23 protein-coding genes are annotated in these 18,514 nt (G+C 69.0%); 15 read left to right on the forward strand and 8 right to left on the reverse strand.

What is annotated here, in order from left to right; all coding sequences use genetic code 11:
- Window positions 1-49: 49 nt before the first annotated feature.
- Complete coding sequence (locus ACWEOW_RS17335; RefSeq protein WP_452270471.1) at window positions 50-721, reverse strand: DUF998 domain-containing protein; 672 nt, start codon at window positions 719-721, stop codon at window positions 50-52.
- Between the two features lie 173 nt (window positions 722-894).
- Between ACWEOW_RS17335 and ACWEOW_RS17340 the strand changes: the two genes are divergently transcribed.
- Genes ACWEOW_RS17340 through ACWEOW_RS17350 form a run of 3 tightly spaced genes read left to right on the forward strand, consistent with a single transcriptional unit; the run spans window position 895 to window position 3,624 of the window.
- Entirely contained in the window at window positions 895-1,644 is a 750-nt protein-coding gene (locus ACWEOW_RS17340) for a hypothetical protein (RefSeq protein WP_452270472.1), read from the forward strand.
- Window positions 1,602-2,864: an MFS transporter gene (locus ACWEOW_RS17345; protein WP_452270473.1), complete on the forward strand. Its 1,263-nt coding sequence runs from the start codon at window positions 1,602-1,604 to the stop codon at window positions 2,862-2,864. The genes ACWEOW_RS17340 and ACWEOW_RS17345 overlap by 43 nt, the downstream gene beginning before the upstream one ends.
- Before the next feature lie 16 nt (window positions 2,865-2,880).
- Complete coding sequence (locus tag ACWEOW_RS17350) at window positions 2,881-3,624, forward strand: CGNR zinc finger domain-containing protein (protein WP_452270474.1); 744 nt, start codon at window positions 2,881-2,883, stop codon at window positions 3,622-3,624.
- A 21-nt stretch (window positions 3,625-3,645) separates the two neighbouring features.
- On the opposite strand, the gene ACWEOW_RS17355 is transcribed toward ACWEOW_RS17350, so the two are convergent.
- Window positions 3,646-3,987, reverse strand: a complete 342-nt coding sequence (locus ACWEOW_RS17355; protein WP_452270475.1) for a metallopeptidase family protein — start codon at window positions 3,985-3,987, stop codon at window positions 3,646-3,648.
- A gap of 208 nt (window positions 3,988-4,195) precedes the next feature.
- Here ACWEOW_RS17355 and ACWEOW_RS17360 point away from each other — a divergent pair, with 208 nt between their 5' ends.
- Window positions 4,196-4,867 (forward strand): N-acyl homoserine lactonase family protein, encoded by a 672-nt coding sequence (locus ACWEOW_RS17360; protein WP_452270476.1) that lies wholly within the window; start codon window positions 4,196-4,198, stop codon window positions 4,865-4,867.
- 145 nt (window positions 4,868-5,012) lie between these two features.
- Here ACWEOW_RS17360 and ACWEOW_RS17365 read toward each other — a convergent pair whose 3' ends face one another.
- From ACWEOW_RS17365 to ACWEOW_RS17385, 5 genes are all read right to left on the reverse strand, one after another.
- Window positions 5,013-5,609 carry a VOC family protein gene (locus ACWEOW_RS17365; RefSeq protein ID WP_452270477.1) on the reverse strand — a complete coding sequence of 199 codons (597 nt, stop codon included), beginning with the start codon at window positions 5,607-5,609 and terminating at the stop codon, window positions 5,013-5,015.
- Window positions 5,610-5,740: 131 nt separating this feature from the next.
- The gene (locus tag ACWEOW_RS17370) at window positions 5,741-6,856 is read right to left on the reverse strand and encodes a sensor histidine kinase (protein WP_452270478.1); all 1,116 of its coding nucleotides are present in this window, start codon (window positions 6,854-6,856) and stop codon (window positions 5,741-5,743) included.
- Between the two features lie 10 nt (window positions 6,857-6,866).
- Window positions 6,867-8,039, reverse strand: coding sequence for a sensor histidine kinase (locus ACWEOW_RS17375; protein WP_452270479.1), 1,173 nt, complete (start codon window positions 8,037-8,039; stop codon window positions 6,867-6,869).
- A gap of 12 nt (window positions 8,040-8,051) precedes the next feature.
- Window positions 8,052-8,585 carry a hypothetical protein gene (locus tag ACWEOW_RS17380; protein ID WP_452270480.1) on the reverse strand — a complete coding sequence of 178 codons (534 nt, stop codon included), beginning with the start codon at window positions 8,583-8,585 and terminating at the stop codon, window positions 8,052-8,054.
- A 104-nt stretch (window positions 8,586-8,689) separates the two neighbouring features.
- Entirely contained in the window at window positions 8,690-9,133 is a 444-nt protein-coding gene (locus ACWEOW_RS17385) for a hypothetical protein (protein ID WP_452270481.1), read from the reverse strand.
- 128 nt (window positions 9,134-9,261) lie between these two features.
- Here ACWEOW_RS17385 and ACWEOW_RS17390 point away from each other — a divergent pair, with 128 nt between their 5' ends.
- The gene (locus tag ACWEOW_RS17390; protein ID WP_452270482.1) at window positions 9,262-9,384 is read left to right on the forward strand and encodes a hypothetical protein; all 123 of its coding nucleotides are present in this window, start codon (window positions 9,262-9,264) and stop codon (window positions 9,382-9,384) included.
- A 58-nt stretch (window positions 9,385-9,442) separates the two neighbouring features.
- On the opposite strand, the gene ACWEOW_RS17395 is transcribed toward ACWEOW_RS17390, so the two are convergent.
- The gene (locus tag ACWEOW_RS17395; protein ID WP_452270483.1) at window positions 9,443-10,168 is read right to left on the reverse strand and encodes a response regulator; all 726 of its coding nucleotides are present in this window, start codon (window positions 10,166-10,168) and stop codon (window positions 9,443-9,445) included.
- 204 nt (window positions 10,169-10,372) lie between these two features.
- Here ACWEOW_RS17395 and ACWEOW_RS17400 point away from each other — a divergent pair, with 204 nt between their 5' ends.
- From ACWEOW_RS17400 to ACWEOW_RS17445, 10 genes are all read left to right on the forward strand, one after another.
- Complete coding sequence (locus tag ACWEOW_RS17400; RefSeq protein WP_452270484.1) at window positions 10,373-11,392, forward strand: glutamate-cysteine ligase family protein; 1,020 nt, start codon at window positions 10,373-10,375, stop codon at window positions 11,390-11,392.
- Window positions 11,389-12,363 (forward strand): glutathione synthase, encoded by a 975-nt coding sequence (gene gshB / locus ACWEOW_RS17405; RefSeq protein WP_452270485.1) that lies wholly within the window; start codon window positions 11,389-11,391, stop codon window positions 12,361-12,363. The genes ACWEOW_RS17400 and gshB overlap by 4 nt, the downstream gene beginning before the upstream one ends.
- Window positions 12,360-12,767: an MAPEG family protein gene (locus tag ACWEOW_RS17410; RefSeq protein WP_452270486.1), complete on the forward strand. Its 408-nt coding sequence runs from the start codon at window positions 12,360-12,362 to the stop codon at window positions 12,765-12,767. Before gshB ends, ACWEOW_RS17410 begins: the two co-directional genes overlap by 4 nt.
- A gap of 3 nt (window positions 12,768-12,770) precedes the next feature.
- The gene (locus tag ACWEOW_RS17415) at window positions 12,771-13,436 is read left to right on the forward strand and encodes a gamma-glutamylcyclotransferase (RefSeq protein ID WP_452270487.1); all 666 of its coding nucleotides are present in this window, start codon (window positions 12,771-12,773) and stop codon (window positions 13,434-13,436) included.
- 257 nt (window positions 13,437-13,693) lie between these two features.
- On the forward strand, window positions 13,694-14,791 hold the full coding sequence (locus tag ACWEOW_RS17420) for an ANTAR domain-containing protein (RefSeq protein WP_452270488.1): 1,098 nt from the start codon (window positions 13,694-13,696) through the stop codon (window positions 14,789-14,791).
- A 225-nt stretch (window positions 14,792-15,016) separates the two neighbouring features.
- A complete protein-coding gene (gene gntA, locus ACWEOW_RS17425) occupies window positions 15,017-15,712 on the forward strand; it encodes a guanitoxin biosynthesis heme-dependent pre-guanitoxin N-hydroxylase GntA (RefSeq protein WP_452270489.1) in 696 nt (231 codons plus the stop codon).
- Complete coding sequence (locus ACWEOW_RS17430; protein ID WP_452270490.1) at window positions 15,709-16,380, forward strand: DUF1989 domain-containing protein; 672 nt, start codon at window positions 15,709-15,711, stop codon at window positions 16,378-16,380. Before gntA ends, ACWEOW_RS17430 begins: the two co-directional genes overlap by 4 nt.
- A 238-nt stretch (window positions 16,381-16,618) precedes the next feature.
- Window positions 16,619-17,293: a hypothetical protein gene (locus tag ACWEOW_RS17435; RefSeq protein ID WP_452270491.1), complete on the forward strand. Its 675-nt coding sequence runs from the start codon at window positions 16,619-16,621 to the stop codon at window positions 17,291-17,293.
- A complete protein-coding gene (locus ACWEOW_RS17440; RefSeq protein ID WP_452270492.1) occupies window positions 17,290-17,733 on the forward strand; it encodes a phage holin family protein in 444 nt (147 codons plus the stop codon). Before ACWEOW_RS17435 ends, ACWEOW_RS17440 begins: the two co-directional genes overlap by 4 nt.
- Window positions 17,730-18,491, forward strand: coding sequence for a DUF3618 domain-containing protein (locus ACWEOW_RS17445; protein WP_452270493.1), 762 nt, complete (start codon window positions 17,730-17,732; stop codon window positions 18,489-18,491). Before ACWEOW_RS17440 ends, ACWEOW_RS17445 begins: the two co-directional genes overlap by 4 nt.
- Window positions 18,492-18,514 lie beyond the last annotated feature (23 nt).

The raw sequence follows: 18,514 nt of genomic DNA on the forward strand, positions 1-18,514 counted from the left end.
AGATCACGCAGCCCGCACGTGCGGTCGGTGATGGCGCATCGGGCTCTTCTCAGCGTCCTGGTGCGGTGGGCGGGTGGGAGCCCGGGCGCCGAGCCAGGATGGCGGTGACGATCATCCAGGACAGCCAGGTCGCGACGAAGATCCTTTGTGCGAGACCGAACGAGTCATCGCCGAGAACGGGCACGAGGAAGAACGTGGCGAGGGCGACGACCGACCAGACCAGAGTGGGCGTCGCACAGTGGGTCCAGCGCGGTGTGCGGCGGAGATGCCGGACCGTAGAGAACATCGCGAGAACGACCAAGGCGTAGGTGCAGATACCCGCGATCATGTGGATGTTCGACGAGACTGTGGCCGGCCCGTTCGCACGATTGGTGTGGAAGATCGCGGACAGGACGTCGAGGACCGCCGCCAGGATCAGCGCAACGTACGCGACCTTCGCGCGGGGTAGCTCACGGTGGAGCAGCAGGGCCAGCATCAGTGTGCCGGCGCCCATCAGGCTGAACGCGGCGAACATGAGGCTGCCCCCGCGCCCCAGCGCGAGCTCGCTCATCGCCTGGGCGCGTGCGGAGTAGTGCTGCGCCTGGATGAGATTGAGCAGGACGACGACGGCCGGGAAGACGGCTAGCGAGACGGCGGCATACGTGGCGAGCGTTCGGGTGGCGAGCCCGCCAGCGGCGTCACGCGTGCGGGTCTCGGCGTTCAGGGTGCTCTTTTCGGTCATGCCTCGACGCTATGGATGAGACCGGGAATATGGACGATCCGGCCTGTCGTGCGGATCAAACGGCTACCCCCCTTACGCCAAGCTGGTCTATGTCAACTGACGAGCCCAGGGGGCCTGCCGCAGCGTCGGCGGGTTCCCTGCCGAGGTCGCTGCGTCGGCGTCGCACCCTGGTGGTGTCGCTCACCGTTGGGGCAGGGCTTGTGGCCTGGTTCTTCTCCGGTGTCGGGTCGATGGACCGCAGCGGGCCGGTGCACGCGGCGCCCAACCGAACCATCCACGGGGCAAGCATGCGGACGGGGGAGGCCATCACCTGGGGCGGGGTGTACCTGCTCAACGATGCCGACGAATCGATCACCATAGAGAAGGCCACCCTGGTCCCGGCCATTGCCGGATCCGAGGATGCGGTCGAGGTCGAACGCGTCGAGGCGCAGGACCCGAAGGGTTCCAGCCTCGGGGTCGGCATCGACAACGGGGATGCATACGAGGCCATCCCCGCCTCGCAGCGGCATTCGGTCCCGGGGTTTGTGACACCGCCACGCGGGTACGCGAACCTGCTCATCAAAGTCAAGGCCGACGAGCCCGGCACGTGGCGCTTCGACAGCGTCGACATCGAGTACCGCGTCGGCGAGCGGCGGGTCCAGAAGGACCTCATCCGCCTGGCGCGCGACCTCGGGCTGCCCGCTCCTGGCCACATTTCCCGATGGCGCGGCGGGAGTCCCCGGGTCACTCTGGCGTCGGTCCACGATGGCGCTACCAGCTATAGCGTATTGACTGGTAGCAAAAGGTCGTCTAGTCTGCTTCGTAGATGGGAGCTTCACAGGCCGAGGCCGCGAGCTCCCGCCATCACCCGCAACGACGGTGATCCGCCCGAGGGGCAAGCATGCGAGAACGGTTCGGCAGCAAAGCGGCGATCGTCACCCTGATAGCGCTGACCCTGGCCGTGTTCAGCTACGTGACGACCGAGTCGCTGCCGATCGGCCTTCTCCCTCTGATCGCGAACGACCTCGGCACCACCGAGTCAGCCGTCGGGCTTCTGGTGACCGGGTACGGGCTGGTCATCGTGGCAGTGTCCTTGCCCCTCACCCGGCTGACGCGCCGCCTGCCCCGACGCAGGCTGCTCTGCGTCCTGCTCGCAGGCTTCGTCGTCGCGACCTGTGTGTCGGCGGCGGCGTGGAACTACGGGCTGCTCATGGGCGCCAGGATGGTCACCGCACTGAGCCAGGCTCTGTTCTGGTGCGTGGTGACGCCGGCCGCGGCAGGGATGTTCCCGGCCGAGGTGCGCGGCCGGGCCGTGTCGATCCTGTATGCCGGCGTCTCCGTCGCCGCGCTGGCCGGCATACCGGCTGGTACGTGGCTCGGCCAGCAGACCAGTTGGAGGATGGCGTTCGTCCTGCTCACCGTTCCCGTCGTGCTCGCACTCGTTGTGGTCGCAGTCTTGTTGCCCGACACGGCTGCCGGGCACGGCGCAGCGGACCGGGGCAGCGCACCGGACCGGGGCCGATACCTGTCCATCGTTGCCACGACTGCCGTAGCGGTGACGGGCGGATTCACCGCCTTCACGTACATCAGCCCCTTCCTGACCGGCTTGACCGGCTTCGCCACATCGTCGGTCGGCGTGCTCCTGCTGGCTCGCGGCCTCGCGGGACTGGCTGCTGTGGTCGTGGTTGGCGTCCTCGTGGACAGTCACGGCTGGCTCACCATGGTGGGGCTCACGGGACTGCAGGTCGTTGCGCTTGCGGGGCAGTTCGTCTTCGGCGAGTCCCAGGTCGCGACCGTCATCGCGATCTCTCTGGCGGGCTTCACGCTGGCGGGACTCCCAGCCGTTCTCGGCTCGCGGGTGCTCCGGCACGCGCCGGGCGCGTCGGACATGGCGAGCGCCGGCACCTCGACCGCGTTCAACATCGGAATCACCGCGGGAGCCTTGTTCGGCGGCGTGCTGCTGGCCGGACCGGGCGTGCGCAGCACAGCGCTCGTTGGAGCCCTGCTCAGCCTCGTAGCGCTTGCCCTGGTGCTGGCCGAACCCTTGTTCTCGAGCCAGCGGCTCGCGATGGCCGCCCGCCGACCACCCCGTGCCCGAGGTCGTCCGGACCTGGTGGCCGGGTGCTCGGCCAGACATGTGATGCAACCTCCATCGACCTCATAGACGGTATCATTTCCAGATGCATCCAGACATTGCCGAGCTGCCGCTCGTCGGCGGGCACGCCGCGCTCGACCTGGTCAATACGCTTGAGCGAGGTATGCCGCCCGCCGGAGAGGCGCCCTACGACTACCTGACCGACGCCTCGGCACTACTGCGCTGGACGGTGCGGGCGGGCCTCGTCACCGAGCTGGAGGCTGACCATGTTCGTGAGGCCTGGCGTGACGCTCCCGCAGCCGCATACGCCGGGCTCGCCGCCGTGCTCGACATCCGAGAGAGACTTCACCGCGCTCTGCTCGCATTGATCCCACCCGCGCACCCCGCTACACCCGGCGACCCAGACGGCACCACCGCGGGCGACCGGATCGCTGCCGAGGCCGCCCTGGTCGCGCTGCACGAGCGGTGGTCGGCGGCCGCCACCCGAGCCACGCTGGTGATGGACGAGGGCGACCCTCCAACGGTACGGCTCACCTTTGGCACCGTCCCGGCGCTGCTGGTGCCCGACCGGGTCGCAGACGCCTCGCTCGCCGTACTGCTGACGGGTGACCTGACCCGGCTGCGCTCCTGCCCAGTGCCTGAGGGCGGCTGCGGTTGGCTGTTCCTCGACCAGAGCCGCAACGGATCCCGCCGCTGGTGCCGCATGGCCGACTGCGGTAACAGCGTCAAGGCCCAGCGACTCACCGAGCGCCGCCGCGCCGCACGCGCCTTCGGCGGGGAGTCGCTTGCCGCGCCGGAGCGGCGCGGTTCCGTGCGCGATGATCGCTGACCGCTGGTGCCGCAGGCTGGCTCACCAGCCGAGCTCGCGCAGGCGCGCGTCGCCGATCCCGAAGTGATGTCCCACCTCGTGAATGACCGTGCGGCGGACCTGCTCCACGACCTCGGAATCGCTGTTGCACAGGGCGCAGATAGCTTGCCGGTAGATCGTGATCCGATCGGGCAGGGCGCCGGCGTAGAACGGCGACCGACGGGTCAAAGGCACTCCCTGGTAGAGCCCCAGGAGGCCTGGTGGACCACCGTCGTGTTGCACTGTGACGGCCACGTTGCTCATGAGTGTGCCCAGCTCTTCAGGTATGCCGTCGAGTGCCTCGCTCACCATCACCTCGAATCGCTGTGGATCAACGTCGATCATGCAGCAAGTGTCCGGCCCGGATACCAGAGCGGGCCGGACTCCCGCCAGAGCCGACCGATGACTTTGGTGCGGTTTCGCGGTCTTATTGCCGGCAGCCGCATTCAGCGGCGCACCACCACCAACGGGAATCGAGCAAGCATGGCTACGTTCACGATCATCGGTCACGTCGACCGCGCCGGCCTCGAGGCATCTGCATCGGGTGTCCGCGATGAGTGAGCGGCGTACGGGCACGGGTGACGGAGCGGGAGTCGAGGTGTCGACGCCGACTGTCACTCCGGTTCTGGTGGCTGAGCTGCTCGCGGGGGGCGAACGGATGCCGGTCTACGTGCACGTCATCGAGCACTCGGACGCGCGTGTGCTCGTCGATACCGGGATGACGCAGCTGCACCCGGCGGTGGCCGACATGGATCCGCGTCTGATGCCGCTGAGCGCGCGGGCCGACTTCGACCTGACCAGCATCGACATCGTCATCAACACGCATCTGCACTTTGACCATTGCGGGGGGAACCACCTGTTCGCCGGCAAGCCGATCTACGTCCAGCGCCGAGAGCTCGACGCCGCGCGCAGCGAGGACGACTACACGATTCGCGAGTGGGTCGATGCGCCCGGAGTGCAGTACGTACCGGTCGACGGTGCGCTGGAGCTGCTGCCGGGACTTCGGCTCGTCTCGGCGCCGGGCCACACGCCAGGCTCGCAGGTGGTCGTTGTCCAGTCGGGCGGAGGTCCGGTTGTCATCGGGGGCGACATGGCCGTCTTCTCTGCCGAGCTCGACGAGCCGCGCACCGAAGGCCAGCGGCTGGTGCGCGCGCTCGACCCCAAGGCGGTCTGGCTCTCGCACCAGCACGAGCCGTGGCGGCCCCACGCCGACCAGGATCGTTAGCTCGAGGGGCGTCCGCTGCGCCCAAGAGAGCACAGGCCGCCGGGTGAGCCATTGCGTGAGTGCCCGCCAGCAACGGTGCCGAGGGTCGAGACCGCTCGCCCCAGGTCGCGCGGTCGCTCGGTCCGCGCGGAGCTCCCGGCGTCGCTCAGCGCGGCAGTGGGTTCGGGCCGGTCGCGGTCACGAGCCGCTGGGGCACCCAGCCGTCAACATGATGGAACCCGTCGTCGAACGGGCCGGCATCAAGCTCGACGGACGCCCTCAGCGAAAGTCGATAGAACTTCACGTGAGTGAAATCCTCGAAAAGAATGTAGACCGGGTCCGGTGTGCTGTTCGGGCCTTGGAACTGCTGTCCTGTCAGGACGGGCTTGTGGGCCGCCACGAACGCGTCGAACGTGTCGCCGACCACGACGCCGAGGTGCTCCAACCCCATCTTGTAGACGCGCTGGTGCACAGGCGGGATGAGCTCGATGAGCGGGACTTCCTTGCCGTCAAGGACTTCAAGCGGCTCGGCGGGGACGATCAAGGAGATCGGGCGGCCGTTCCACACGTTTTCGCGGTTGGCGACCGCGTGGCGTTCGAGCAGGTTCCGAATGTGCACGTACTGGTCCCACTCCGGCACACGGACCGCGATATGGCTCAGCGGGTACGGGCGGATGTCGATGCCCCGGGTCAGAAGGCGGTCTTGCTGCTGCGCGGCAAACGCCTGGTAGTCCCCGATGATGTCGCCCACCGGATCGGCCATCGCCGCCTCCTTTCGGCCGCCACGATACGACGTTGTGGGCCGGGAAGCACGAGGCACGCTCGCCGCCCGACCATGCCCTCGTAGGGATGGTCCGCTCGCGGCCCGTGTGCCTGTGCTGGGCGCCGGGTGGCTCAGCCGCTCGGGAGCTGTGCTTCGACGACCCACCCGCCGTGGTGGGTTCGCCCACCGTAGAGCTGGCCCCCGAGCGCCTGGACGCGCTCGCGGAGTCCGACCAGACCGCGCCCGGTCCCTGCCAGAGTCGGGTTGCCGTGCATCGTGTTGTCGTTCTCGACGCGCACGGCGAGACTGCGCTCGGTCTCGTCGACGCTGATGAGGATGCGAACCTCCGACCCCGGTGCGTACCTGAGCGCATTGGTGAGGCTCTCCTGGACCACGCGGAAGGCCACGTGCGCAACGGGGGCAGCGACCAGACCACGGTCACCCTCAAAGCGGCAGCTGACGTTGAGCCCACTGCGGGCGGCCTGCGTAACGACCTCGTCCACCAGCGAAAGGTCCGATCTACCCACGAAGTCGTCGGCGCTGCCACCAAGGAGCCTGATCAGCTGCTCGAGGTCCTCGGTGCCCTGCCGCGCGGACTCCGAGATCGCAGCGAAGGCCTCCCTGGCCCGTGCCGGGTCGGAGTCGACCAGTCGTTGCCCAGCGGCTGCCTGGATCACCATCACGCTGATCGCATGACCCACGATGTCGTGCAGCTCGCTGGCGATCCGAGCCCGCTCGTGACGGAGAGCGATCTCGGTGAAGAGCTCACGCTCCTGCTCCAACTCCTCGACCCGCATGGCCAGCTGTTCGGCGGTCTCCCTGCGCAGTCGCAGTACGGTTCCGGCGGCGTACGGCGGGACCGTGAAGATGAGCACAGGCACCCAGCTGGTCGCCTCGCTGAGGACGTACAGGGGCATCAGGTATGCCGCGGCGCAGAGCGCGACCAGCCAGGCTGCGCGGCCGGACCAGCCCAGCGCCAGCAGGGCGTAGCTGAGGGAGTAGATCGCCACAGCCGTGTCCGGGAACCAGCCACCTCCGATCGCGAGCGCCAGCAGAAGGAGCCCGAGCGCCAGCACTGGTGCGGCACGCGGATGGCTACGCCACCACATCAGGGCGAGCCCGGCGCAGAGGACCACGAGGGTGAACAGGTTGCCGCGGAGTGTTGTCGGCCAGCCGTGCAGCGCGGTCGGCAGCGCCACGAGAATGAGGATCAAGAGCGCGATGCCGCTCCGCTCGAGCGCACGCATGCAGGCGCTGCTATCCGTGCACGGGGAGCTGGGCCAGGGCGTTGGCGTGGCCCCTGCTCACCTTGACATCGAGGGAGCCGCCGAGGAACGTGGCGCGTTCCTTGGCGCGGGCCACGCCGGCCTTGAAGTCGGCGGATCTGTCGACCGGTCCGCGGACTCGGATCTCCAGTGCGTCGTCCTCGAAACGGACGCCCACCTCGATCGGTGACTCCGGCTGGTCGACCAGCACGTTCACCAGGTGCTCGATGATGCGGTAGGCCGAGAGCTCGACCCTCGCGGAGAGCGAGCGCGGGTCACCGGCCACCGTGAGACGAGAGTCCGCACCGATGTGCCTGGCCAGCAGAGCGTCGAGGTGGGCGACCGACGGTGCGGGGGCCAGCGCGACGTCGCCGCCACGCAGGAGGCCCACGAGCTCACGCATCCCGTCGAGAGTTGCCCGGCCTTGGCTCTCGATGGACTCGAACAACGCCCTGGCGCTGTCCGGGTCGAGGTCCTTGCCGGACTCGGCAGCAGCCATCAGCTGGCCGAGCCGCTCCTGCAGAAGGCTGTCGAGCTCGCCGGAGAGACGGACCCGGTCGCTGGTGAGCTCCAGGGAGACTCGTTGGTCGCGCAGCCGCCGGAGCTCAGCCGTGCGTGAGCGCAGCTCGGAACTCATAGCCGTGCGATGTCGCACGGCGCGACCGATGGCGAAGACGATCAGCATGATCGGCAACGCGAGCACGATCAGTCCGAAGCCGGTGGTGGCGTCCATCACCAGCACGGCTGCCGTGAGCACCATGGCGAGGCCCAGAGAGACCCACGACCGCCTGCGCTCGAGGGACGCGGCGCCGAGATAGGCGAGTACGAGCGCCAGCGGCAATCCGGCCCCACACCTGGTGACCCAGCCGAACACGAGGTCATGTGCCACCATCGCCACCACCGCGATCCCGGTCACGACGATCACGTGGCTCCGCCACCACAGCACCGGGACCGTCGCCGCGGCGAAGACGGGAACCATGGCCCAAGAGTGGGACGACAGCTCGTGGACCATGCTCCCGGCCGAGATGTTCGCTGCCACCTGCGCGTCCGAGATCACGACGTTCCCGACCATCAGCCACACGCCCAGCGCGGTGAGGGCTCCCGCGAGCAACCAGTCAACGGGACGCAGCCCCGTGAAGATCCCGCTCCTGGAGCCCTCTCTCATCGCTCGATCCCCTCACACGCGCACGTGCTCGACTGCCAGCGTAGGCCCAGCTGCCGACTTCTCGGCTCGTGACTGCACGAACCTTCCGATCCCGTAGCAGAGGGCGGCGGCCGGCACCGAGACCGCAAGAGCACCGAGACCTCCGGTGGCTGAGTCCTTCACCAGCGTGACTATCTGGAAGGCGAGGATCCCGACCAGGCCGACGACCTGGTTCTGCTTGCTGCCGGCGAAGCGCGCCACGGCGTATGCCATCGCCATGGACAGCGGCAGCGCCCACCCGCACCTCGTCACCCATCCGAACATCGGCACGCTGGCTGCGGTGACCACGAACGAGACACCGATCGCCGCCAGGATGTGGCGTCTCCGCCACAGGATCGGCACGGCGGCGATGGCGAAGACGGGGACCATCAGCGCTGAGCGCGAGTCGAGTGCATGAGCGACGTCCGCTGTCGCGTAGACGTTCTCGAGCCCGATCAGCACAGCGAGGACGACCATCACTGCCGTCAGCACGTAGTCGAGGGGCCGGATGCCCTTGAAGATATCCATGACTGCTCCTTTCGATCCGGTGTCTGACTGACTCCGTGGGCCCAAGACTCACAACCTGGTCTCGTAGTCGGCGTCCTCAACGAGGATGAAGTCCTTTCAGAGCGTCATCCTCGAGAACGCTCTATCCGTCGGATGCTGACCGCCGCCCCGAGGGCTGTGGTCGTGCGGAGCCTCACGGACCTGCTCCTGATTTGGCTGGGTGGGCTGGGTTGGCTGGGTGGGCTCGTTGGTGGCACGGGTGCCATGACGCGATCGTCAGGTGCGCTGATGGCGGACTTCGGGATCCCACGTGCGTGCCGCAGGTAGTAGCCCAGCATGGCCAGCGAGGACACCGCGTAGAAGGAGTGCAGGAACCAGATCGGCCCGAACGGCAGGCTGACGACATACACGGTGTGCACGGCGTTGCCTGCGTTGATGAGCACCAGGTTGCCCAGGCTGTACGACTGCAGGTCCTTCGTGCGGTGGGCCTTGACCAGCATCGGCAAAGCGCTGCCTGCAAACACCAGGCTGGAGATGATGCCGGCGACCACGGCCGGGCTCGCGTTCATCCTGTACGCCCCCGCCTTCCGAACCGGTTGTCAGTGACCTTTGGCCCACTCTCACAACCTGGTCTCGTAGTCGGCGTCGTCACTGAGGATGAAGATCGGTCGGCGCGTCATCCTCAGGAACGCCTCGTATGCCGGCGTGGATCCTCGCCCGCCAGGCCGACCCACGAACCGCCCAGTACCCGGACTGCGCCAGCGGGAAACTCAGCCGGCTCGGCGTCCCCTGCCTGACGGCATACGTCGATGGCGTCTGACCGATCCGCTTGAGCCCGCGTCGATTCCGCGCGGGACGTCCATGATCGGTGTCAGGGCTCAGGTACCACTGGGGCGGGCGAAGCCTGTCTCGAACGCGACCACGACCGCCTGCACGCGATCGCGCAAGCCCAGCTTGGCGAGGATACGAGCGACGTGGGTCTTCGCGGTCGTCTCAGCGACCACCATCTCCGCGGCGATCTCCGCGTTCGACAGGCCGCGGGCGATCAGGCCGAGCACCTCGAGCTCGCGCCCGGTCAGCGACGCCAGCCGGTCAGGCACGCCGGCAGGCGTCTCGGGTTCCGCGAAACGCTCGACAAGCCTCTGGGTGATGGACGGCTCGATCAGCGAGTCGCCGGTCGCAGCGGCGCGGACCGCGGCGATCAGGCGTGAGGAAGGTGCGTCCTTGAGGAGGAACCCTGCCGCGCCGGCGCGGAGCGCGCGGTAGACGTACTCGTTCTGGTCGAACGTCGTGAGCACAACGATCGTGGGCGGCTCCTGCTGACGCAGGATCTGCTCAGTGGCGGCCAGCCCGTCGAGCTCGGGCATCCGGATGTCCATGAGCGCGACCTCCGGCTTGGTCAGTGCCGCCTGACGGACCGCCTCTTTGCCGTTCTCGGCCTCAGCGACGACCTGGATGTCACCCTCGGCCTCCAGGATCACCCGGAACCCGGTGCGGACGAGCTCTTGGTCGTCGGCGATGAGGACCCTGATCACCTGCTCATTGTGTCGCCGCCCGGCGCCGGACGAACCGTCCTCGAGGACGACGTGCTGAGCGATCTTCATCCTCAGTGACGATGCCGACGACGAAAGGGGGTTGTGAGTCTTGGGCCGACGGGTCAGTCAGACACGGGATCGAAGGAGGCCCTCGCGTACTCGATCCGCGTACTGCACCTACTCGATCCACGTACTCGATTCGCGTACTGGCACTCGGGTGCCCACGGGCTCCGCGGAGGACCCTCGTCGTCATCAGCTCGCGAAGGAGGAGTCATGACCAGCACGCTGCTGCGAAGCACGGGGCTCGACGAAGCGGTGGCCCGGGCCTTCCGACCGCACCCGAGCCCGGGCCGCCGAGTCGGCCTGGAGATCGAGCTGATCCCGGACGTGCCGACCTATGAGCTGAGCGACCGTGGCCGGACCGGCGCGCGGCTCGGCCGGGAGGTCGAGGTCTCGGTGGAGCCCGGCGGCCAGGTGGAGCTGAGCCTCGGTCCACGACCGTCGGCAACGGAGGCGGTCCGCGACGCCGTCCGGGCGATCGACCGCGCTCGGCGTCGCGCTGCTCGTGAGGGCGTGACGCTGCAGCTCGTCGGCGTGAACCCAACGCTCGAATGGTTCGACGTGCCTCTGCGCATCGCGACGCCGCGCTACCTGGCGATGCAGGAGCTGTTCGACGAGTGCGGGCACGACGGGCGGCGGATGATGCGCACCACCGCGTCCCTGCAGGTCTGCGTGGACCTGCTGCCCGGCGCCGCCGGCGTCGACCAGTGGGTCGTGGCGAACCTCATGGGACCCGCGCTCGCGGTCGCGTTCGACAACACGCCGGGCAGCTCGCCGGCCGGCGGCTCGCGCACCGCGATCTGGCGCGGTGTGGACCTGCGACGAACCGGCTACGACGGCCGTCACGTCGACGCGTCGGACCCGGTCGGCGCCTATGCGGCCTTCGCCGCGGCCGCCGAGCCGCTCCCGATCGAGCAGGCGCTCGACCCGGACTACCACCTGTCGACGCTGTTCCCGCCGGTCCGGCCACGTGGTCGCTACCTGGAGCTCCGGTTCCTCGACGCACAGCCGGTGGACCGGATCGAGCAGGTCGTTCGCACGGTCGCCGCCCTGATGTACGACCCGGTCGCGCGCCACCAGACCCTCGACCTGCTCGACACCGTCGCCGGCGACCTCGACTCGGCCTGGGCCGCAGCCGCCGCAGGACACGCGCCCCACATCCCCGACCTGCTGGAGATCGCTGCAGCCGGCGCCGCGCGCCTGGCCCACGACGAGACGGAGGCCTGGTCATGACCATCGTCTTCGTCACCGACCCGCTCGCCCGGCTCGACCCGAGCATCGACACCAGCGTCGGGCTCATGCACGCGGCGCAGGAGCGCGGTGCCGACGTCTGGGTGACCGAGGCCCGACTGCTCGACATCGTCGACGGGCGTCCCCGCGCCCACGCGCGGCAGGTGCGACTCGCTCCGAGCGAACGCACCCACGGCACCCGGTGGAGCGTGCCGACGCGGTGGTTCGAGGCGTCCGCGCCGGAGCACCTCTGGCTCGACGACACCACCGCGATCTTCATGCGCACCGAGCCACCCGTCGACGAGACGTACCTGCACGCCACCTTCGTCCTCGACCTCGTCGACCCCTTCGCCACCGCCCTTGTCAACGACCCGCGCGGCCTCCGCGTGGTGAGCGAGCACCTGCTGCCGCTCCAGTTCCCCGACCTCATCCCGCCGACGACGGTGACCGCCGACCCAGACACGCTGCGCGCGTTCGTGACGCAGCAGCGCGTCGCCGTCCTCAAGCCCGTGGACGGCTTCGCCGGCAGAGGAGTCCTGCGACTCGACCCGGACGACCCCAACCTCCCGTCACTCCTCGAGCTCGCAACGGACCACGCCAGACGCCTGGTCATCGCGCAGCGGTACCTGCCCGAGGTGTCGGACGGCAACAAGCGCGTCTTCGTCCTGGACGGAGTGCCACAGGCCGCGGTCTACCGCTACCCGCTCGAGACCGACTTCCGCATCGGCGCACCCGCCTCAGCCGCGCCCGTCACAGCCCGCGACCGCCAGATCTGCGAACGCCTGGCGCCGATCCTGGCCCGCCACGGCCAGCGCGTCGTGGGCCTGGACGTCATCGGCCCGCACCTCATCGAGGTGAACGTCACCAGCCCGGGCGCCCTGCGCAAGGCCGACGGTCTGCTCGGCACCACGCTCTGCGGCGACGTCGTCGACCGCGTCCTCACCCCCACGCGCCGCGGAAGGAAACTCGCATGACCACCATGACCACAGCCCTCGTCTGCACCGCCGTCCTCGGCGCTCTGGTCTTCGCCCTCGGGGCCAACGTCACGCGGCTGCGCGCCATCCGCGGCAAGAACGGCGGCCCGCAGGCCTCGACCGACCCGGCCGACCGGCTTCTCATCGCGATCCGGGCGCACGGCAACGCGAGCGAGTATGTGCCGACGCTGATCGTGCTGTTCCTGCTGGTCGCCTGGCAGTCGCCTGGCTGGTGGAGCACCACCCTGGTCATCGCCGCCACGGCAAGCCGCCTCGTGCACGCTTCGGGCATGCTGGCGAGCGCCTCATTGGCCACGCCGACGATCTCGCGCGAGGCCGCAGCCGCGGGCACCTACGTGTTCGGGCTGGCGCTCGCGGTCACCACAGCGCTGGCGGTGCTCTGAGCAATGCCGGTGCGATCGGAGTTCACCAGGGAACGGCTCGACCAGCTCGCGGCCGCGGGCGGCATGGTCGCGCTCACCGACGACGAGCTTGCGACCTCACGAGCCGACGCGCTCCGCTCCCATCCCGCCGGCAGCGACCTGTGGGTCTTCGCCTACGGCTCGCTCATGTGGAACCCCGCCATCACCGTCGTCGAGAGCCGGCCCGCCACCCTCGCCGGATGGCAGCGGTCCTTCTGCATCGACCTGCCGGGCGGCCGCGGTTCGGCCGACCGGCCCGGACTCATGTGCGCGCTCGTGCCTTCGGGATGCTGCCACGGACTGGCGCTGCGCATCGCGGCCGCGGACGTCAAGTCAGAGACCACCAGCCTCTGGCTCCGCGAGATGGCCTTCGGCGCCTACCGCGCATCGCTCCTGCCGCTCACCGTGGGCGGCCTGCCCGTGGACAGTCTCGTCTTCGCGGCCCAGCCGTCCCTCGTGGTGGAGCTCGACATCGACGAGCAGGCACGACGGATCGCGCACGCCGAGGGTCCGGTCGGCACCAACCGCGACTACCTGTTCCGGCTCGCCGACGCTCTGCGGTTGCATGGCCTTGAGGACCCGTACATCACGAGCCTCGCCGCCCGCGTGCGCCAGCCACGAACGCGCAGCGGAGGTATGCCGCTCGGCTGAGCCCCGCGGCATACCTGAACGCACGCTCCCACCAGTCTGCTCATCGGCGGCTGTGGGTCTCTCGCCCGTGCCTCGAGACTGGTCGAGAACCCGTCAGCGTGTCCCCACCCAGCGCACCACGGCGGTAACGCGGCAAGCCTTCGTCCGCCGTTTTCACAGGTCGTCCAGGGCGCCGGCGCAGGCTGTCTCGGCGTTACGGTGATGGCGTCGTGGGCGTAAAATCTCTTGGGCGCGGCGTGAAGGAGAGGCCAGGGCCGATGACGAAGCGTTCAGGCGAGGACGAGCGGGAGTGGGCGGCTGACAAGCGCGACTTCGTGGCCGATCGACGAGACACCCTGGCTGATGAACGCGACGTCGACGCCGACACCAGGGATGCCGTCGCGGACGAGCGGCAGTCAGCCATGGACGCACGTGAAGCAGCGATGGACGAGCGGGAACGGCTGCAGGACGAGCGTGCTGCCGAGCTGGGTCTACCTGTCGACAGCGCCGGGCGATCCGAGGCTGTCGCGCAGCGGTCCGACGAGCGTGCCGCCCGGGGCCAGGAGCGTCTCGACAGAGAGGAGCTGCAGGCCCAACGTGACCGCGACTCGTCAGACCGGGATGCGGCGACGAAGCGACGGGACGCCGCGCTCCCGTCCACGAGGCTGGCCGTGGCCTTCGCCGAGATCGCCGAGCAGCTGTACTCCGCTGACACCTTCGACGATGTCCTGCTCCGCATCGCGCAAGCTGCGGTGTCCACGGTCACTGGCTGCGACATGGCCAGCGTCACGCTCAGCGAGCGCGGCGCCTACCAGACGGCCGCGACCACCGATTCGGCCGCGAGGGCCGTGGACCAGGCTCAGTACGACGCTCGCGAAGGACCCTCCTTGGACGCGGTCGACGCACCGATCGTGTATGCGCAGTCGTTCCCGGACGAGCGCTGGCCCCGGCTTGCATCGCGTCCGGCCGACCTGGGAGCACAGTCGGCCGCCTCCTACCGGCTCGCAGCCGCAAGTCTTGCGACCGAAGGGACCGGCGGCTCGCTGAACACCTACGGCAACGTGCCCGACGCATTCACCGACGAGGCCCAACAGATCGGGCTCATCCTGGCCGCGCATGCGTCGATGGCCGCGGGGGCCGTCCACGAACGCGCCAACCTTCAGGACCTGGCAGACAACCTGAGCACGGCCCTGTTGACCCGAGATGTCATCGGGCAGGCCAAGGGGATCCTGATGGAGCGGCTCAAGCTCACCCCGGAAGACGCCTTCGACGTGCTACGTCACTCGTCCCAGCGGCTGAACGAAAAGCTCCGGGCCGTGGCGCGAGCACTGGCCGAGACGGGCGAGCTCGACAACCGGGACCTTCCGCAAGGCTGACCGGCCCGTGGCTGCCATCTCGGTCGCGCGGAGATGAGAGCGCCCGCGATGACCAGGTCGTCGACACTGGTCCGGTCGGCCTTGTAGCCGCTGGCGGTGATCGCGAGCATGCAGCTCCGATGGCAGGCGTGGGTCGGGAGCAGGCGGCGGGGCAGGTTTTGAACGGCGGCGCCCTGGGTAGGTCTGCGCCACAAGGTCTGTCGGAAGGGCAATCGAGGAGGTGGCATGTCCCTGGCCGTTCCAGCCGCCCACGGCGATCCGTCCGACCGCGGAGGACTGGGCGCGCTCGAAGAGATGGTCGCCGATCCGGCATACCCCTGTCTGGGGGCAAAGTCGGTGTTCCGGCGTGACCGGGTCACGCACGTCGTGCTCGACGACATGGACGCGCCGGGCACGCCAGAGGTGTTGCTCGGACACCTCGAGGCGTTCGCCGAGGGCGGCTTCGACGCCGACGGGTTCCACTCGTTCATCGCCTCGTTCCGCGGCCCTGTGCACACGGATGAGGCGGGCTTCGAGCGATCCTTGTTCGAGCTGCTTCAGCACCTGCACGACGCCGACAGCGCACCGTGGGCGCCCGGGGTCCGGTCCGATCCGGCCGACCCGCACTTCGCCTTCAGCGTCCGGGGCACTGCGTACTTCATCGTCGGACTGCACCCGGCGGCCTCGCGCCTCGCACGCCGGGCGCCGCTGCCCACACTCGTCTTCAACCCGCATGAGCAGTTCGAGCGCCTCAGGGACGAGGGCAGGTTCGACGGCATGCGCACCCGGATCCGGGCACGGGACGAGCAGCTCCAGGGCTCGGTCAACCCGATGGTGGCCGACCACGGCGAGTCGAGCGAGGCCAGGCAGTACTCAGGTCGCTTCCACGATGCGCGCTGGGTTCCACCGCTCGACGTACACGAGGAAGACACTGACCGATGACCGACAGCGTGACGAGCCCAGGCGCCAAGCGCGAGCAGAGTGAGTCGGACAGCGAATGGCCCTCTCCGGCATACGGATTCGAGCGGCTGTCACCTCAGACCGGCGTCGCCTTCCTCCTGCCCGCCGGGGCGTGGCTGACCGTGGTGGACCCCGTGGGAGAGCAGGTCAGCGACTTCTTCTGCGTGATGGCCGACCGGCTCGACGAATGGTTCTCCTCGGGGCGGACGATCGACTACGCGAACTCGGTCGCGGTCACGACCGGCACGGTCCTCTATAGCAACCGCAGCCGCAGGATGGCCGTCGTCGAGCAGGACACGTGCGGACACCACGACATCCTGCTGACCCCATGCAGCCAGGAGACGTTCGACATCCTCTATCCACAGCTTGACGGTGCGTACCACCCGAGCTGCTACGAGAACCTCGCGACATCGATGGCGGCCTACGGGGTGGCACCGGACACCATCTCCACCACGCTCAACGTCTTCATGAACGTGTGGACCGAACGGGACGGCACCTTGCACATCGACCCTCCCACCTCCCGCGTCGGTGACCGCCTGACGCTGCGGTCCGAGGCAGACCTCGTCGTCGGGCTGACCGCCTGCTCGGCCGAGAAGTCGAACAACGGCTCGTGCAAGCCGATCGACTTCTCCGTGTCGCTGCCGGGATAGGTGAACACCGCTGGCGTGACGGCCCGCGCCGACGATCTGACCTTGGCTGAGGCCGAGCCACGCATCAGGGTATGCCGGTGCGTCGGCTCACGACCCATGACGATCTTCGAGAGCCGTTGGACGGCGGAAATCGCCGCGAATGGGTACGACCGACACAGCCCGCCAGGTTTGCTCGAGAAATGGGCGTGACGGCGCGGCTGGAAATCTCTTTGGGAGTGGACCTATGACGGAACGACCCATGAAGGATGCTGTGACGGAGGAAGCCGCGTCGGTCGCAGAGGACGCGAAGGAGCGCGGCCGCGACGTCGCACAGACCGCCACGTACGAGGCGAAGGACGTTGCGCGAGAGGCGAAGACACAGCTGATGCAGCTACTGGACCAGCTGCGTGTCGAGGCCCGCACGCAGGCGTCCGACCAGAGCCGCCGGGCCGCACAAGGCCTGCACTCGCTCGGCTCGGAGCTGGACCAGATGGCCACCTCGTCGCCGTCGGACGGCATCGCCAACGACCTCGTGCGACAGGCCGCCGACCGGGCTGCCAGCGCGGCACGATGGTTCGACTCGCGAGAGCCCGAACAGATGCTGGACGAGGTGCGTGACTTCGCCCGCCGGCGCCCGGGAACCTTCCTCGCGGGTGCCGCGGTGCTCGGCATCATCGGCGGCAGGCTGACCAGAGGTCTTGCCGGCGGCTCCTCGCAGAGCGGCCAGACGCGACCCACGCCGGGGAGCACAGCCAACCAGGCGACTGCCCCAGCTGCGGGCACCTCGAGCGCACTGTCCGCCAATGGCACGCCGGACCCGACGACCGGCACGACGGGCATGACCAGCCCGACCGCCCCGAGCCGCACGACGGCGGACGGAATGCCGCCGACTGGGCCGGATATTGCCGGAGCCGACTGGAAGGCCGTGCGATGACGACCTCGTCGCCTTACGACGAGGCCTTGGGTGGTCCGTCGGCCCGGGTCAGGGCCGACACCTCGTCGATCGGCGAGCTCGTGTCCGACATCAGCGAGGAGCTGTCGACCTTGCTGCGCCAGGAGGTCGCGCTCGCCAAGGCCGAGGCCAAGCAGGCCGCCCAACAGGCCGGGAAGGGAGCCGGCCTGTTCGGTGGCGCAGCCACTGCCGGCTGGATGACCTTGCTCTTCCTGTCGATTGCGGTCTGGGAGTGGCTCTCGGCCGGCATCGACAACCGCGGCTGGGCCGCGGTCATCGTCATGGCCGTCTGGGCCATCATCGCGGCGGTCCTTGCCGCGCTGGGCCGCAGCACCATCCGAAGCATTCAGGGAATGAGGCGGACCGTGGAGACCGGAAAGCGGATCCCGGACGCGCTCAAGGGAAATGAGGAGAGGGCATGACCACCAGCCATCCGGACCCGCGCTTCACCGAGGCGGGCGCGACCACGCCCGAGTCGACCGGCGTTTCCAGTGTTGGGCGGGGATACCCCGAGCCCTTCCCGGAGAGCGAGAACATCGATCCCGGCCGGCCCGGCTACTACCGCGACGACGACCCGGACGCCATCCGGCTCGACATCGAGCGGACTCGGTCGGAGCTGAGCCGCGACGTCAACGCGCTCGGAGAAGCCGTGACCCCAGGACACATCGCGCGCCGTGGGGCGGACCGCGTCCGTGACCGGGCCGTCGGCCTCAAGGAGCGGATCATGGGCAGCGCCTCCGACGTGGCCGGCTCCGCCACGGACCATGCCTCTGACATTGCCTCTGACGTGGCCTCAGGCGTGGGAGACAAAGCCCAAGAGGCGGCATACGCGGTGCGCCGCCAAGCGACGGGCTCACCCCTTGCGGCGGGCCTGGTGGCGCTGGCCGCCGGGTGGGTCGTCGGTGCCCTCGTGCCGGCCACGCAGAAGGAGCGCGAGATCGCCGAGACCGTGAAGGACAACGCGACGCCGGTGATCGATGAGGCGCGCTCGACGGCGAAGCAGGTGGCCCAGGAGTCCGCCGACCACCTGAAGGAGCCGGCCCGGGAGGCCGCCGAGTCGGTCAAGCAGCAGGCGCAGTCTGCCGCCGAGAACGTCAAGGAGGAGGGTAAGCAGGCGGCTCAGGACGTCCGAGACAGTGCGGCTCAGTCGACCGACAACGTGAGGCGCGACACGCAGTAGCACCCAAGCTCGCCTCCGGCCGC

The sequence above is a fragment of the Monashia sp. NPDC004114 genome (assembly GCF_053603855.1).

What these genes read in the sequence shown, in the direction of transcription:
- ACWEOW_RS17370 (WP_452270478.1), bottom strand. Translation starts at nt 6,856, where the DNA reads ATGCGTGCGCTCGAGCGGAGCGGCATCGCGCTCTTGATCCTCATTCTC.
- gntA (WP_452270489.1), top strand. Translation starts at nt 15,017, where the DNA reads ATGTCCCTGGCCGTTCCAGCCGCCCACGGCGATCCGTCCGACCGCGGA.
- ACWEOW_RS17400 (WP_452270484.1), top strand. Translation starts at nt 10,373, where the DNA reads ATGACCAGCACGCTGCTGCGAAGCACGGGGCTCGACGAAGCGGTGGCC.
- ACWEOW_RS17410 (WP_452270486.1), top strand. Translation starts at nt 12,360, where the DNA reads ATGACCACCATGACCACAGCCCTCGTCTGCACCGCCGTCCTCGGCGCT.
- ACWEOW_RS17395 (WP_452270483.1), bottom strand. Translation starts at nt 10,168, where the DNA reads ATGAAGATCGCTCAGCACGTCGTCCTCGAGGACGGTTCGTCCGGCGCC.
- ACWEOW_RS17390 (WP_452270482.1), top strand. Translation starts at nt 9,262, where the DNA reads ATGCCGGCGTGGATCCTCGCCCGCCAGGCCGACCCACGAACCGCCCAG.
- ACWEOW_RS17440 (WP_452270492.1), top strand. Translation starts at nt 17,290, where the DNA reads ATGACGACCTCGTCGCCTTACGACGAGGCCTTGGGTGGTCCGTCGGCC.
- ACWEOW_RS17360 (WP_452270476.1), top strand. Translation starts at nt 4,196, where the DNA reads ATGAGTGAGCGGCGTACGGGCACGGGTGACGGAGCGGGAGTCGAGGTG.
- ACWEOW_RS17335 (WP_452270471.1), bottom strand. Translation starts at nt 721, where the DNA reads ATGACCGAAAAGAGCACCCTGAACGCCGAGACCCGCACGCGTGACGCC.
- ACWEOW_RS17355 (WP_452270475.1), bottom strand. Translation starts at nt 3,987, where the DNA reads ATGATCGACGTTGATCCACAGCGATTCGAGGTGATGGTGAGCGAGGCA.
- ACWEOW_RS17415 (WP_452270487.1), top strand. Translation starts at nt 12,771, where the DNA reads ATGCCGGTGCGATCGGAGTTCACCAGGGAACGGCTCGACCAGCTCGCG.
- ACWEOW_RS17420 (WP_452270488.1), top strand. Translation starts at nt 13,694, where the DNA reads ATGACGAAGCGTTCAGGCGAGGACGAGCGGGAGTGGGCGGCTGACAAG.
- ACWEOW_RS17385 (WP_452270481.1), bottom strand. Translation starts at nt 9,133, where the DNA reads ATGAACGCGAGCCCGGCCGTGGTCGCCGGCATCATCTCCAGCCTGGTG.
- ACWEOW_RS17445 (WP_452270493.1), top strand. Translation starts at nt 17,730, where the DNA reads ATGACCACCAGCCATCCGGACCCGCGCTTCACCGAGGCGGGCGCGACC.
- ACWEOW_RS17365 (WP_452270477.1), bottom strand. Translation starts at nt 5,609, where the DNA reads ATGGCCGATCCGGTGGGCGACATCATCGGGGACTACCAGGCGTTTGCC.
- ACWEOW_RS17345 (WP_452270473.1), top strand. Translation starts at nt 1,602, where the DNA reads ATGCGAGAACGGTTCGGCAGCAAAGCGGCGATCGTCACCCTGATAGCG.
- ACWEOW_RS17375 (WP_452270479.1), bottom strand. Translation starts at nt 8,039, where the DNA reads ATGAGAGAGGGCTCCAGGAGCGGGATCTTCACGGGGCTGCGTCCCGTT.
- ACWEOW_RS17350 (WP_452270474.1), top strand. Translation starts at nt 2,881, where the DNA reads ATGCATCCAGACATTGCCGAGCTGCCGCTCGTCGGCGGGCACGCCGCG.
- ACWEOW_RS17435 (WP_452270491.1), top strand. Translation starts at nt 16,619, where the DNA reads ATGAAGGATGCTGTGACGGAGGAAGCCGCGTCGGTCGCAGAGGACGCG.
- ACWEOW_RS17380 (WP_452270480.1), bottom strand. Translation starts at nt 8,585, where the DNA reads ATGGATATCTTCAAGGGCATCCGGCCCCTCGACTACGTGCTGACGGCA.
- ACWEOW_RS17430 (WP_452270490.1), top strand. Translation starts at nt 15,709, where the DNA reads ATGACCGACAGCGTGACGAGCCCAGGCGCCAAGCGCGAGCAGAGTGAG.
- gshB (WP_452270485.1), top strand. Translation starts at nt 11,389, where the DNA reads ATGACCATCGTCTTCGTCACCGACCCGCTCGCCCGGCTCGACCCGAGC.